Origin of the sequence: Marinimicrobium sp. C2-29, assembly GCF_038419845.1 — a bacterium.
Lineage (GTDB): Bacteria > Pseudomonadota > Gammaproteobacteria > Pseudomonadales > Cellvibrionaceae > Marinimicrobium.
On record NZ_JBCAQT010000008.1, the window covers coordinates 108425 to 121576 of the forward strand.

12 protein-coding genes are annotated in these 13152 nt (G+C 59.4%); 7 read left to right on the forward strand and 5 right to left on the reverse strand.

Annotation, left to right across the window (positions count from 1 at the left end; translation table 11 throughout):
• Positions 1-6: 6 nt before the first annotated feature.
• Positions 7-1017: an alpha/beta fold hydrolase gene (locus AAE484_RS09605; protein WP_341938160.1), complete on the reverse strand. Its 1011-nt coding sequence runs from the start codon at positions 1015-1017 to the stop codon at positions 7-9.
• A gap of 11 nt (positions 1018-1028) precedes the next feature.
• Between AAE484_RS09605 and AAE484_RS09610 the strand changes: the two genes are divergently transcribed.
• Together AAE484_RS09610 and AAE484_RS09615 are read left to right on the forward strand one after the other, a co-directional pair.
• Entirely contained in the window at positions 1029-1373 is a 345-nt protein-coding gene (locus AAE484_RS09610; protein WP_341938161.1) for a hypothetical protein, read from the forward strand.
• Between the two features lie 258 nt (positions 1374-1631).
• On the forward strand, positions 1632-1964 hold the full coding sequence (locus AAE484_RS09615) for a DMT family transporter (protein WP_341938239.1): 333 nt from the start codon (positions 1632-1634) through the stop codon (positions 1962-1964).
• Here AAE484_RS09615 and betA read toward each other — a convergent pair.
• The 3 genes from betA to betB all read right to left on the reverse strand — a co-directional run bounded on the left by betA (position 1961) and on the right by betB (position 7280).
• Positions 1961-3658 carry a choline dehydrogenase gene (gene betA / locus AAE484_RS09620; protein WP_341938162.1) on the reverse strand — a complete coding sequence of 566 codons (1698 nt, stop codon included), beginning with the start codon at positions 3656-3658 and terminating at the stop codon, positions 1961-1963. The genes AAE484_RS09615 and betA overlap by 4 nt on opposite strands.
• A gap of 48 nt (positions 3659-3706) precedes the next feature.
• Positions 3707-5749 (reverse strand): choline BCCT transporter BetT, encoded by a 2043-nt coding sequence (betT, locus tag AAE484_RS09625; RefSeq protein WP_341938163.1) that lies wholly within the window; start codon positions 5747-5749, stop codon positions 3707-3709.
• Positions 5750-5816: 67 nt separating this feature from the next.
• A complete protein-coding gene (gene betB, locus AAE484_RS09630; protein WP_341938164.1) occupies positions 5817-7280 on the reverse strand; it encodes a betaine-aldehyde dehydrogenase in 1464 nt (487 codons plus the stop codon).
• A 645-nt stretch (positions 7281-7925) separates the two neighbouring features.
• On the opposite strand from betB, the gene AAE484_RS09635 reads away from it, so the two are divergent.
• Both AAE484_RS09635 and AAE484_RS09640 read left to right on the forward strand, forming a co-directional pair.
• A complete protein-coding gene (locus AAE484_RS09635) occupies positions 7926-8324 on the forward strand; it encodes an SET domain-containing protein (protein WP_341938165.1) in 399 nt (132 codons plus the stop codon).
• A complete protein-coding gene (locus AAE484_RS09640; protein WP_341938166.1) occupies positions 8324-9673 on the forward strand; it encodes a hypothetical protein in 1350 nt (449 codons plus the stop codon). Before AAE484_RS09635 ends, AAE484_RS09640 begins: the two co-directional genes overlap by 1 nt.
• A 2-nt stretch (positions 9674-9675) precedes the next feature.
• On the opposite strand, the gene AAE484_RS09645 is transcribed toward AAE484_RS09640, so the two are convergent.
• Entirely contained in the window at positions 9676-9912 is a 237-nt protein-coding gene (locus AAE484_RS09645; protein ID WP_341938167.1) for a hypothetical protein, read from the reverse strand.
• A gap of 171 nt (positions 9913-10083) precedes the next feature.
• Between AAE484_RS09645 and AAE484_RS09650 the strand changes: the two genes are divergently transcribed.
• The 3 genes from AAE484_RS09650 to napA are packed head-to-tail and all read left to right on the forward strand — an operon-like array spanning position 10084 to position 13136.
• Positions 10084-10278, forward strand: coding sequence for a periplasmic nitrate reductase, NapE protein (locus AAE484_RS09650; RefSeq protein WP_341938168.1), 195 nt, complete (start codon positions 10084-10086; stop codon positions 10276-10278).
• A 45-nt stretch (positions 10279-10323) separates the two neighbouring features.
• Entirely contained in the window at positions 10324-10635 is a 312-nt protein-coding gene (locus AAE484_RS09655) for a chaperone NapD (RefSeq protein WP_341938169.1), read from the forward strand.
• The gene (napA, locus tag AAE484_RS09660) at positions 10632-13136 is read left to right on the forward strand and encodes a nitrate reductase catalytic subunit NapA (RefSeq protein WP_341938170.1); all 2505 of its coding nucleotides are present in this window, start codon (positions 10632-10634) and stop codon (positions 13134-13136) included. The genes AAE484_RS09655 and napA overlap by 4 nt, the downstream gene beginning before the upstream one ends.
• Positions 13137-13152: the final 16 nt, after the last annotated feature.

Genomic DNA, 13152 nt, shown 5'->3' on the forward strand with positions numbered 1-13152 from the left:
CCTAATTTATAGGGTGCTTGCCCACTCCAGAATTGCAGCTGCGGCCCGGCCGGGCGCTTCGAAGATAGTCGCATGCGATCCACCGGGAACGATGGCCAAGGATGAGTTGGCGATCTGCTCATGCATGCTGCGCGCGACCTGGATGGGGTACAGTGAATCCTCGGTTCCCACGATGATCAAGGTCGGCACTCCGATTTTGGCAAGCAGACTCGTAAAGTCCGGCCGCTCAGCAAGAGCGAGCGCGCCACCCCGGCCGGCTTCGACGCTCGCACCTTGCATGACCTCACGAAGATACTCCGAAACGGCCGGGTCCCTGAGCCGCGTCTCGCCTGTGAGCATATCCGGCAGCAGGGCCTTGATGACCGGATCGAGACCATGGCCTGCTATCACCTCTTCAACACCGCGCCACAGGCCGGCTTCGGGGGGCGCTGCGGCCGCAGCGGATGTGTCGATCAGAATCATGCCGGTAAAACGATCGGGTGCCATCTGGTACATCGACAGCGTAATCGGGCCCCCCATCGACATGCCACCGATGATCGCCTCCTTGATCTCGAGGTGGTCGAGTACCGCAAGGGCGTCGCTCGCATAGAGCTCTATAGAGTGCGGCTTGCCCGGCGCCTCGCTCAGCCCATACCCGCGGTGATCAAGGGTAATGACGGTGTATTCGCCCTGGAGGGCTTCGCGAACTCGCGCAAAGAGTGCGCCAGAGAGCGGGTAACCATGCAGGAGCAGCATCGGAGGACCTTCGCCCGCCGCTTCGTAGAAGATCCGGGCCCCATCAACCTCGACATGCTCACCGATGCGTTTGGAGGGCGCCTGGAGGGCGGCGACGTCCGGGGCCGAAAGCGCCTCCGTCACGACGTTCTCGTTGGCGAAGTCCTTCGGAAGCTTTTGCTGAGCTTCCGGATTTTGGTTGGCTGCCTGCTGCGCGGCAGCTTGAGCCGGCAGAAACGCGATGAGCGCCGAACAGAGCAAGGCGACGTAGAGCGGTTGACTGAGGGAATGGCGTTTTTTCATGACTTTTCTCCGTGGCCGAAGCCAATTTCCAGAATGGGGTCTCAAAATGCGGCGTTGGTTTCGCCAAACTCGAGAAAAACAGTTTGTTGCGTATACTTGCCCCAAGTATTCCTGAGACTTTAGGTGGATTACTGCAAGCACAACTCACAATCGTAAACTCTAAAGAGGCGACACAATGTAGTCTGTTCGGCGGCACACAAAGCAATACGAGTGGAGGGTGTGTCTATGCAGTCATGCGCGAAAATGGCTGTACAGAAGTTGAGAAGGTGGGAGCCGTCGTGTTTGAGAGAAGTGGCAAGTTTTCCGTTGTGCGTTCCTCTGTGGTGCAAGTTCAGTCATCAGATTCAGGCCTATGAATCCTGGATGGCAAAGAGCGAACCGTTAGATTACGGTTACAACCTTATTGAGCTGTCTACCTAATTTATCTTTTGTTCCTAACGACCGATCCGAACCGACGAAAGACATACACTGTACCTGTACATATATGAATCCACCCGAATAGGGGAAGACCCATTTATGTCTAGCTCCGATCGTCTCAATAGATCATTCGGAAAGCGGTCCGTTAAAATCAGTGGTTGTGCTATATTTTGATTTGGAACAACCGGAGGACAATGATGAAGAACTGGATATTCCTGGCGATCGCAATTGTTGGCGAGGTTGTAGCAACCTCCGCACTCAAGTCCAGCGAGGGGTTTACAAGGATCTGGCCATCCCTCGTCGTTATAGTCGGCTATGGGGTGGCCTTCTATTTACTATCCCTCGCACTCAGGTCTATCCCGGTAAGTATTGCCTACGCGGTCTGGGCAGGCCTCGGCATCGTACTGGTCGCCATCATTGGTTGGCTCCTTCATGGCGAAAGGCTTGATTCATGGGCCTTTCTCGGCATCGGGCTGATCGTGTCCGGGGTGGCTGTACTCAATTTGCTTTCCAAAACGGCGTCGCATTAATCCAATTGTCTGGTGGGGGAGCCTTCCCGCTGCTGTTCCTGCCAGCCCTGAGAGAAATAGACCTCCGCCTCGGACGGCGGTAATAGTTCCTTGCCCAGGATATGATCGGCGGCCTTTTCCCCGATCATGATCGTCGGGGCATTGATATTGCCGTTGGTGACGGTGGGCATGATGGACGAGTCCACTACGCGCAGGTTCTCCACACCGCGCACGCGGCATTCCGGGTCTACTACGGCCTGTTCGTCCTCGCCCATGCGGCAGGTGCCACAGGGGTGGTAGGCGGTTTCCGCGCTTTGGGCCACCCAGTCGTCAATTTCATCGTCGCTCTGGACGTCTCTGCCAGGCGAGACTTCCTCGCCCCGGTAGGGGTCGAAGGCCGCCTGAGAGAAGATTTCGCGGGTCAGGCGCAGGCCGTCGCGGTAGGCCTGTTTGTCCGCTTCCTCACTCAGGTAGTTGAACTGCATCCGGGGCGGGTCGGCCGGGTCGGCTGAATTGAGCCAGACACGGCCGCGGCTGTGGGGTTTGTTGGCGCCAAGATGCACCTGAAAGCCGTGGCCCTTGACCGCGCTGGAGCCGTCGTAGGCGATGGCGCCGGCGAGGAAATGGTATTGCAGGTCCGGCCATTTCAGCCCGGGCCGGCTGCGGATATAGCCATTGGATTCGAAGTGGTTGCTCGCGCCCAGTCCGGTTTTCGTCAGCAGCCAGCGTGCACCGATCCAGCCTTGGGCAATGGGGTTGAGCCAGCCGTTCAGGGTGATTTTCTGCGTGCAGCGCTGCTGGACCCAGACCTCAAGGTGATCCTGCAGATTAGCGCCCACGCCGGGCAGGTCCTTGACCACTTCGATGCCGTGCTCGCGCAGCTGTTCCGCCGGGCCGATGCCCGAGAGCATGAGCAGCTTGGGTGAGTTGAAGGCACTGGCGGAGATAATGACTTCCTTGCGTGCGCGCACTCGCATGATCCGGCCGCGCTGCTGGTATTCCACGCCCACGGCCTTCTGGCCGTCCATGATGACGCGTTGCGTGAGCGCGTGCATTTCCAGTTGGAGGTTGTCGCGCTTGAGCGCGGGCTTGAGGTAGGCGTTGGCCGTGGACGCGCGCACGCCGTTGCGCACCGTCATGTCCATGCGACAGAAACCCTCCTGGCGGTAGCCGTTGTAGTCGCCGGTCTTACCATAACCCGCCTGCTCTCCCGCCTCAATGAAGGCGCGGTAGAGCGGATTGCGCATGTTGTTGCCGTTGCACACGCCCACCGGGCCGCCGGTGCCCCGGTACTCGTCTTCGCCATAGATGCAGTCCTCGGCGCGCCGGAAATAGGGCAGCACGTCGGCGTAGTCCCAGCCCCGTGCGCCCAGTTCCGCCCATTCGGCGAAATCGCTGGCACAACCGCGTACATAGGCCATGCCGTTGATGGACGAGGAACCACCGATTACCTTGCCCCGGGCCTGGTGAAGGGAGCGGTTGTGCAGCCCGGGCTCCGGCTCGGTGTGCAGCCCCCAGTCGAAGCGCGGTTTGTTCAGGGGGATGGAAAAGGCTGTAGGCATCTGGATGAAGATGGAGTTGTCCTTGCCACCGAATTCCAGCACCAGCACCTGATGGGCGCCGCCCGCGCTCAGCCGGTCGGCCAGCACCGAGCCGGCGGAGCCGGCGCCGACAATGACGTAGTCGAATTCCCGGTCAAAGCCTTCTTCGCTCATAAACCTCTCCTGTTGCCCGCCGGAGGCCTTTGCCTCCGGCGGCTGGTTCTATTCACCGTCGCGGCTGTGCTGACCCGGCATGGAGATATCGCCGGGCGCTTCCCGGCACCGCTGCAGATAGACCATATGACGCTCGTACTGATTCAGGATATCCTCGATGATCTGGGCCTGGGTGTAATCCATGAGGTCATAGCCCTGGCCGCCTTCCTCAAGATGCACTTCGAGCTGGTAATAGGTGTTGTGCCCGGCATGGGCCCGGATGGCGAAGGCGGGCACGGTCGCGGGACGGGGCCAGACCTGGTAGGTGAAGCGGCCGTCCTCGCCCAGATCCACGTTGAGTTCCAGATGCCGGCGTTCATGGTCCCAGCCGGTAATCCCGGCTGCCAGGCCGCGGTCGCTCAGTTCGCGCTCGATTTCGATCATGGCCGGTTTCACGGTCTTCTCGAGAAAGCGTATGGCCTGGTTGTGGTCCGGGAAGCTCATGGCCCGCGAGAGGCGCTGACGCCAGGTGGGTGCGTTGACATCCTTGCCGGCAAAGGCGCCAGCCGGGGCTGGATGCGGATGGTGATGCTTGAGCGACTCCGTCTTCAGGGCCCTGTAGAGCCCCACCATGATGAAGAAAAGCACTACCGAGAACGGCAGTCCCATGATCACCACGGTGCTCTGCAACGCATGGAGTCCACCGGCCATGAGCAGCGCCAGGGTCAGCAGGCCAATAATGGAAGCCCAGAGGATGCGCATCCAGATAGGGGCGTCGTGATCCACGTCCGTAAGGATGGAAGTAAAGTTGGACAGCACCAGCGCGCCCGAGTCACCCGAGGTGACAAAGAACACGATGGCCAGGATCGATATCACGACCGCGGTAATACCCGCCAGGGGCAGGGTCTCCATGAAGGTGTAGATGGACGAGGCCGGGTCGTTCATGGCCTGTTCACCGAAGGCCTGGGCGCCGTTCATGACCATGTCGATGGCGCTGTTCCCCATAATGGACATCCACGCCATCATGAAGCCCAGGGGCAGAATGAGTGTGCCTACAGTGAACTGGCGGATGGTACGACCGCGCGAAATGCGCGCCAGGAAGAGCCCCACGAAGGGCCCCCAGGCGATCCACCAAGCCCAGAAGAAGATGGTCCAGCCGTTGAGCCAGTCGGTGGGCTGGTCAAAGGCGTAGGTATTGAACGACATGCCGATGAAGCCGGTGATGTAATCGCCGATGTTCATCACCAGGGCGTTGAGCAGGAAGAGGGTGGGGCCGGCGATCAGCACGAAGATCACCAGGCCGGCGGCGAGCAGCATGTTGAATTCGGACAGCCGCCGAATGCCTTTCTCCACGCCGCTCACCGCGGACAGGGTGGCGAAGACCACAATCAGCAGCACCAGCAGGGCCTGGATCCAGGTGTTCTCGGGCAGATCGAATAGGGTCGAGAGACCATAGTTCAGCTGAATCACCCCGATGCCCAGGCTGGTGGCAATACCGAAGACGGTACCCAGCACCGCAGCAATGTCCACCACATGGCCGATGGGCCCGTATATGCCGCGACCGAAGATGGGGTAGAGCGCCGATCGGATGGTCAGCGGCAACTGGTGTCGGTAACTGAAATAGGCCAGGGACATCCCTACCAGGGTATAGATGCCCCAGCCGGATATACCCCAGTGCAGAAAGGTCAGCTCCATGGCGTGGCGGGCCGCTTCCACGGTGCCGCCTTCGCCCTCCGGTGGCGCCAGGAACTGGGTGACCGGCTCGGCGATGCAGAAGAAAAGCAGGTCAATGCCGATGCCGGCGGCAAAAAGCATGGAGGCCCAGGAGACGATGTTGAATTCCGGTTTGGAATGGTCGGGCCCCAGGCGGATATCGCCGAAGCGTGAGGCGGCGATAATGATTACGAAGGCCAGATAGATGACCACGGTGAGAAAGTAATACCAGCCGAAGGTGTTCGATACCCAGCTCAGCGCGGTGTTGATCACGCCTTCCGCTGCTCCGGTAAAGAACATAGTCCACAGCGCGAAGAACACGATCAGAATGGATGAACCGAAAAAAACGACCGGATTGAGCCGATCGCGTCCTACTTGATCCGGTGCCTGTTGTTCCATGATATAGCTCCCCGAGTCAGTATTTTGCGGTAACTGGCCAAGGCCAGCCCATGCGCGCCATGGTGCGTCAGTAGGGTGCCTCTACGTCCGTTGTGCCCACATAAACGCTTTTCAGGCGGGTGTAGTATTCCAGCGCCCGCCGGCTGTTCTCCTTGCCCAGACCGGATTGCTTCACGCCCCCGAAGGGCATTTCGATGGGTGTGATGTTGTAGTGGTTGATCCAGCAGATGCCGGCCTCCAGCTGATCGACCATGCGGTGCCCGCGCGTGAGGTTTGAAGTGAAAACGCCGGCGGCCAACCCGTATTCGGTGTCGTTGGCCCGGGCAACCACCTCGTCCTCGTCGCTAAAGCGCAGCACCGACATCACAGGACCGAAGATTTCCTCGCGGACAATGGTCATATCATCAGTGCAGTCGGCAAAGATGGTGGGCTCAACGAAAGCACCGCCTTCACAGCCCGGAACCTGAGCCGCTTTACCCCCCAGAACCAGCCGGGCGCCTTCGGCCTTGCCCTTTTCAATATAGTCGAGAACCAGGTCGCGATGGCCCTCGCTGATCAGCGCGCCCACGTCCGTGTCCGGATCCAGGGGATTGCCGATTTTCATGCGTTTTGTGCGTTCCACCAGACGATCGATAAAGGCGTCGTGAATGCTTTCGTGTACAAAGACCCGGGTGCCGTTGGTACAGATCTCACCCTGGGTGTAGAAATTGCCGAGCAGGGCACCGGAGACGGCGTTGTCCAGCTCGGCATCGTCGAAGATTATGATCGGTGATTTGCCGCCCAGTTCAAGCGTGACCGTCTTGAGGGTATCGGCGGCGTCCTTCATGATCTTCTTGCCGGTTTCGGCCGAGCCGGTCAGGGATACCTTGGCGATGCCGGGGTGGCGGGTCAGCGCCTGGCCTGTGGCGGCATCCCCATTGACTACATTGAATACACCATCCGGGAGGCCAGCTTCCCGGAAGAGTTCCGCCAGGCGCAACGCCGATAAAGGCGTCAATTCGGCCGGTTTGAAGATCATGGTATTGCCCGCCGCCAGGGCCGGCGCGCTTTTCCAGCAGGCAATCTGCAGCGGGTAGTTCCAGGCGCCAATGCCGGCGCACACGCCCAGGGGTTCGGGTCGGGTATAGAAGAAACCGCCATTGAGCTGCTGGTATTCGCCCTGTAGCGAGGCGGCCTGGCCCGCAAAGTACTCCAGGCAGTCCGCGCCCGAGTCAACATCGGCTTCCGGGGTTTCGGCAATGGGTTTGCCGCCGTCCAGGCTTTCCAGCTCGGCCAGCTCATCGCGATGGGTACGCATCAGCTCCGCGGTACGCCGCAAAATACGCCCCCTTTCGGCGCCCCCCAGATCAGACCAGTTGCTCAATGCACCCGCGGCTGCATTCACCGCCTGATCCACATCGGCGGCCCCCGCTTTGGCTACATCGCAAATGGGTTGCCCCGTAGCCGGATTGAAGGTCGTGAAATGTTCTCCGTGCATTGCTTCAATGCTTCGCCCGCCAATCCATAGTCCACGATTTGTTGCAGAGTTCATCGGCACCTCACCTGTGTGGATCCGTAGTTCCCGTGAATTTTACCCACTCGCAACGGGCGCGTATCTGCCTTAAAGCAGCCTCAGCCCACAGTATATGCAACCTCAGTCAATGTACCCTGTCAAGGATCTTTTTGCTTGGACGTTGGCGAGCCCGATAGCGGCTAATCTCAATGGTTGGCTCACCAGAGTTCGTGATCACAACCGTCTGGCCGGATGCTTTGACCCGTTGAATATAAGCCAACGGTTTTCACATGAATTCGGCTTTTGAAATGTATAAATGGAACATTGTTCACCATTGTCGTGCGGCTCAATCGAAACGACTCTCCGGGAACCAAACTACCAACTACTCCCCACATTCTATGCGGGGAACCCGACCCCAGTTCACCATGTAGCGACCATTTAAGCGGAAAATGCCAGGGCCGTTCTCCACATAGATGCGGAACCCGGGTATCATTCTCCACCGGCGAAGGCTAAGCGCCGATTTAAAGCTGGAGCGAGCTGGCGCGCCGAGGCCAAAATTTTGATAAAACCGGTGACTGGCCAATGAAATGGTGAGCAGACGGCAAAATCTTGCTCGCCACGCCAGTACCCTATTGTTTTTATTGATAATTTTTAAGCCCTCAACGAACAGGTGCAGAATATCGAATGACCGACCATACGCTCGACAACATCAAGCACACCTACATCGCCCCCAGCCCGATACACGGCCAGGGGCTGTTCAGTGAGGCCTTTATTCAGGCCGGCACGCGCCTGGCCATTCTGGATGGGCAGGTCATCCCCTGGTCGCTGCACCGGGAGATCGGTTTTGTGGATGAGTGGAATGCGATTGCACCGGGGTTCATTCTCGTGCGCCCCTATCGGACCAAGTACGCATTCATCAATCATTCTCGCGAGCCCAACATTGCCATTGAGCGGCTGTCGTCGATCTCGCTCGCGCTGCGGACCACACGGAGTATTCCCAAAGATCAGGAGTTGACTCTGGACTACCGCGAGGAGCCTCTGCCCGAGGATTACCTCGCCGGGCACGGAGCGAGCTTTCTGTAATGAGTGATTCCCGACTCAAACTGGTGCTGTTATCCAACATCGATTACAGGGACGACGAAGCCGGCTTCAGCCGCTATATTTCAGCCCTGTTTTCTCTGCTCGACGCCGACAGCGCCGCCGCGCCGGACGAGCGGCCACTCAACGGCAATAAGGTGTTTTATCGTGAATCGGAGGGCTGCCCCGATCTGTTCGAGGTGGACACCCTCAGTGCCATTGACCGCGCCCGCGGCCTATCAATGAAGCAAATCACCGGGTTCAGCCGGTCCCGGACTTTTGAGCAACCGCTGGGCGACCTCACACTGCACACGGCATCCAGCGAGCTGCTCTACGATACCCACGGCTGCTTTTTGCTGGTGACCGAGGTGGAGCTGACGCTCGCGAGCACAGCGGAACTGCCCACGGCCATTGCCGGTATTTTTGCGGGACGCGATATCGCCGGCAACCTGGGGCTGCGCGACTATCTGGAAGAGAGCTTTTCGGCGGCGGCCGCACAGGCGGCCAGGACGTTACAACGCAAAGACCCTGACACACCCATCACCGCAGAGCACCTGCAGTTTTCGCAGGAAAACACCCTGCCACTTCTGCTGTGCGACACAGGCCTGGCGAAGCCACCCGGGGATTTTCAGAATGAGGAGCGGCTGTCCGCGATTCCGCATCCGCAGTCTCTGGGGAACGAATACCCCGGCGCCTTTTTTCACCCGGGCTGGAATTACACTCTCGCCTGCGGCTTCCCGTTTGAAACCTTCGTCAATATTGTGCAGGTCATGGTGCGCTGTCAGACCTTCTTTTTCAGCCTGACCCAGATCAAACGCTACTTTGCGCAAGAGTTCAGCCAGACACTCAGAGGTCGAGACCGGGTGAGCGAACAGGAAGTGGACAGCGCCGAGCGGGTACGGCTCGCCTTCTACGACCTGCTGTCCAACTTCAACGCCTTCAAGAACAAGCTGTTTCCCAAATACCACGACGAGGCGGTGCGGCTCCTCGAGCGTTGGCACTGCGACGACGACATTGCCAATATCAAGGAATACATCGAGCTGAACTTTCAGGCGAAAAACCGCCTGCACAACGCAAAGGTCGAGCGCCAGAACGAGCGCCAGAACAAGGCCCTGGCCTTTATTGCGGCCCTGCAGGTAATCGCGCTCTACGGCGCCTTCACCGATGGCCTGGCGCTATTTGAACAAAGCCACCCCTGGTTTATCATCGGTTCGGCAGTCTGGCTGATCACGCTCTATGCCTTTCTGCTGCTCTCCGGCTATATCAAGACCACCGTCATCGTCACCCTCCTTTTCGGTGTCGGATCCGCTGCAGCCGCTGTGCTCGGCTACCTGCCCCCGCTGATGGGCGGGTAGGGCTAACCGCTCACCAGCCGGTATAGCCGATCCCACTCCTCATCCAGAGTGTTGTGGGGCATGGTCGTGTCCGCGCGCTTATACCAGAAGGTCGCATTGTCCATGTCGCCCTCCTCCCGATGCAGGTAGGCGTGAATCAGGCAGGACAGCTCGTCCGAGGACGCCTGTACCAATTGATGGGATTCATCCCAGTATCCATCCCGGGCCAACTCCAACGCCTTGATGTGGTCACTTGACATAAACCTTACTCCTTATCCTCAAATCACCTCTTTTCAGTTTAGGCCTACCAGTGACGGGGTCAAGTACCGGAGTGGCGTGCCATTCTTTGACCTGAATCAATGCAGACTTTAATTTCTGGGCTACCCTACAGGAGGTAGCCACAAAATAACGCCGCAACCACGGAGTCAACCATGTCGTCCGCTTCCACCACCCGTCGAGACAATCCGTCGACCGCACCGGAGCCCTCGGATACCAAGCGACGCGAGTGGCGCATGTTTGCCTTTATTGTCGTATTTTTGTTCCCTTTGCTCACCGTCGCTCTGGTGGGCGCCTACGGCTTTTCCATCTGGATGTACCAGCTCCTGGCCGGGCCGCCCGCAGGCTGATACCCATACACTTTCATGAAAAGCACTCTATAAGGGAGCACAGCTATGCCCGGAAGTCATGTTCTGGAAGCGGCCGCCATGATTCCGGTGCAGTCGCTCGATGACAACCTGCATGTCGCCAGCATCGTCGTTCACGCACAACCCGCAATGCTAGATTCGGTCAGCGCTTGGCTGCAACAACAGTCGGGGACCGAAGTCTACGGGCGCGACGACCAGGGCAAGCTCGTGGTGGTCATCGAAAGCTACAATTCCCAGGCCGTCCTGAATGTCATCGATAACGTGCAGCTGCAGCCGGGTGTGCTGAACGCTGCGCTGGTCTATCACGAACTTGTCCCACCGGAGGAAGACACTCCATGAAACTCACTCGTCGTCAGTTCGCCAAAGCCAATGCCGCGGCAGTGGCATCGGCTGCCGTGGGCATGCACATGCCCGCCGGCGCCACTAACCTGATTACCAACCGTGATCTGACCAACCTCAAATGGAGCAAGGCCCCGTGTCGCTTCTGCGGGGTGGGCTGTGGCGTGATGGTCGCCACGCGCGACAACAAGGTGGTTGCCACCCACGGCGATGTAAAGGCCGACGTCAACCGCGGCCTGAACTGCGTGAAGGGTTACTTCCTGTCCAAGATTCTGTACGGCTCGGACCGGTTGCACAAACCGCTGCTGCGCATGAAAAACGGCCAGTACGACAAGAACGGAGACTTCCAGGAGATCAGCTGGGATCAGGCCATGGACCTTCTGGCGGACAAGTTCAAGGAGTCCATCCGCGAGCATGGCCCCGAAAGTGTGGCCATGTTCGGCTCCGGCCAGTGGACCGTCTGGGAGGCCTACGCCGCCAGCAAGCTGTTCAAGGGCGGGCTGCGCAGCAACAACCTGGACCCCAACGCCCGCCACTGTATGGCCTCGGCGGTGGGCGGCTTTATGCGCACTTTCGGCATCGACGAGCCCATGGGCTGCTACGACGATATCGAACATGCCGATGCCTTTGTTCTCTGGGGCTCCAATATGGCGGAGATGCACCCCATTCTCTGGAGCCGTCTCACCGACCGTAAACTGTCGTTCGAGCACGTCAAGGTTGCGGTGCTCTCGCCCTATGAAAACCGCAGCTTCGATCTGGCCGATATTCCCATGATCTTCAAGCCGCACAGCGACTTGTACATCCTCAATTATATTGCCAATTACATTATCCAGAACGACAAGGTCAATCGGGAGTTTGTCGACAAGCACACCCGCTTCGTCAAAGGGCAGACCGATATCGGCTACGGCCTGCGTCCGGAAGATCCGCGCCAGCAGAGCGCCAAGGGGGCAGACAAGGCGAACACCTGGACCGACATCGACTTCGAGGAGTTTGCCGAGTTTTTGAAGCCCTATACCCTGGAGCGAACCGCGCGGGAAACCGGCGTGTCCGCCGCGCGGCTCGAAGCGCTGGCAAAACTGTACGCCGACCCGGATACCAAGGTGATGTCACTCTGGACCATGGGGTTTAACCAGCACACCCGCGGGGTCTGGGCCAACAACATGGTCTACAACATCCACCTGCTGACCGGCAAAATCTCTGAGCCGGGCAACAGCCCCTTCTCCCTAACTGGTCAGCCGTCCGCCTGCGGCTCGGCGCGCGAAGTGGGCACCTTTGCCCACCGGTTGCCGGCCGATATGGTGGTGGCCAACCCCAAGCACCGCGCCTTCGCCGAAAAAGTCTGGAAGCTGCCCGAGGGTACTGTACCCAGCAAGGTGGGCTTCTCCGCCGTGGAGCAGAGCCGCAAGTTGAAGGACGGCGTCCTGCGGGTGTACTGGACCCAGGTGACCAACAACATCCAGGCCGGCCCCAACACGGCCCAGGAAACCCTGCCGGGCTGGCGTAACCCCAAAGCCTTTGTGGTGGTCTCCGACGTCTACCCGACCGTATCGGCTCAGGCCGCCGATATGATTCTGCCCAGCGCCATGTGGGTGGAGAAAGAGGGCGCCTTTGGCAATGCCGAGCGCCGCACCCAGTTCTGGCAGCAGCTGGTGCCGCCCCCCGGGGAGGCACGCTCGGATCTGTGGCAACTGGTGGAGTTTTCCAAACGCATCAATACCGACGACGTCTGGCCGGCCGACCTGCTCGAGAAGGCCCCGGACTTCAAAGGCAAGAGCCTGTACGAGATCCTGTTTGCCAACGGTCAGGTGGACGCCTACGGCAATGATGAGCGGGCGGAAGGCTATGACAACGATGAGGCCGATGCTTTCGGCTTTTACATACAGAAGGGGCTGTTCGAGGAGTACGCCCGCTTTGGTCGGGGCAAGGCACACGATCTGGCCTCATTTGAAACCTATCACAACGTGCGCGGGTTGCGCTGGCCGGTGGTGAATGGCGAGGAAACCCTGTGGCGCTTCCGCGAGGGCTATGACCCCTACGTGGAAGCCGGCAGCGGCGTGCAGTTCTACGGCAAGCCGGACAATCGCGCTCTGATCTTTGCGCTCCCCTACGAGCCGCCCGCCGAGTCGCCGGATGAGGAGTACCCTTTCTGGCTCAGCACCGGGCGCGTGCTCGAGCACTGGCACACCGGCAGCATGACCCAGCGGGTGGAAGAACTGAACCTGGCCGTACCCCACGCCAAGATTTACATGAATTTTGACGATGCACGCAAACAGGGCTTCCGCCGGGGCAGCGAGGTACGGGTGATCAGCCGGCGCGGCTCCATTCGCGCCCGGGTGGAAACCAAAGGCCGGATCAAGCCGCCCGAGGGACTGATTTATGTGCCCTTTTTCGACGCCAACCGGCTGGTGAACAAACTGACACTGGACGCCACCGACCCCATTTCCCTGCAGACGGACTTCAAGAAATGTGCGGTTCGGCTGGAACTGATCAGCCTGGCATGACCGGGAGGAGACGCCC

Coding starts and splice junctions, on each gene's coding strand:
- napA (WP_341938170.1), top strand. CDS start 10,632: ATGAAACTCACTCGTCGTCAGTTCGCCAAAGCCAATGCCGCGGCAGTG.
- AAE484_RS09645 (WP_341938167.1), bottom strand. CDS start 9,912: ATGTCAAGTGACCACATCAAGGCGTTGGAGTTGGCCCGGGATGGATAC.
- betT (WP_341938163.1), bottom strand. CDS start 5,749: ATGGAACAACAGGCACCGGATCAAGTAGGACGCGATCGGCTCAATCCG.
- AAE484_RS09640 (WP_341938166.1), top strand. CDS start 8,324: ATGAGTGATTCCCGACTCAAACTGGTGCTGTTATCCAACATCGATTAC.
- betA (WP_341938162.1), bottom strand. CDS start 3,658: ATGAGCGAAGAAGGCTTTGACCGGGAATTCGACTACGTCATTGTCGGC.
- AAE484_RS09655 (WP_341938169.1), top strand. CDS start 10,324: ATGCCCGGAAGTCATGTTCTGGAAGCGGCCGCCATGATTCCGGTGCAG.
- AAE484_RS09650 (WP_341938168.1), top strand. CDS start 10,084: ATGTCGTCCGCTTCCACCACCCGTCGAGACAATCCGTCGACCGCACCG.
- AAE484_RS09635 (WP_341938165.1), top strand. CDS start 7,926: ATGACCGACCATACGCTCGACAACATCAAGCACACCTACATCGCCCCC.
- betB (WP_341938164.1), bottom strand. CDS start 7,280: ATGAACTCTGCAACAAATCGTGGACTATGGATTGGCGGGCGAAGCATT.
- AAE484_RS09605 (WP_341938160.1), bottom strand. CDS start 1,017: ATGAAAAAACGCCATTCCCTCAGTCAACCGCTCTACGTCGCCTTGCTC.
- AAE484_RS09615 (WP_341938239.1), top strand. CDS start 1,632: ATGAAGAACTGGATATTCCTGGCGATCGCAATTGTTGGCGAGGTTGTA.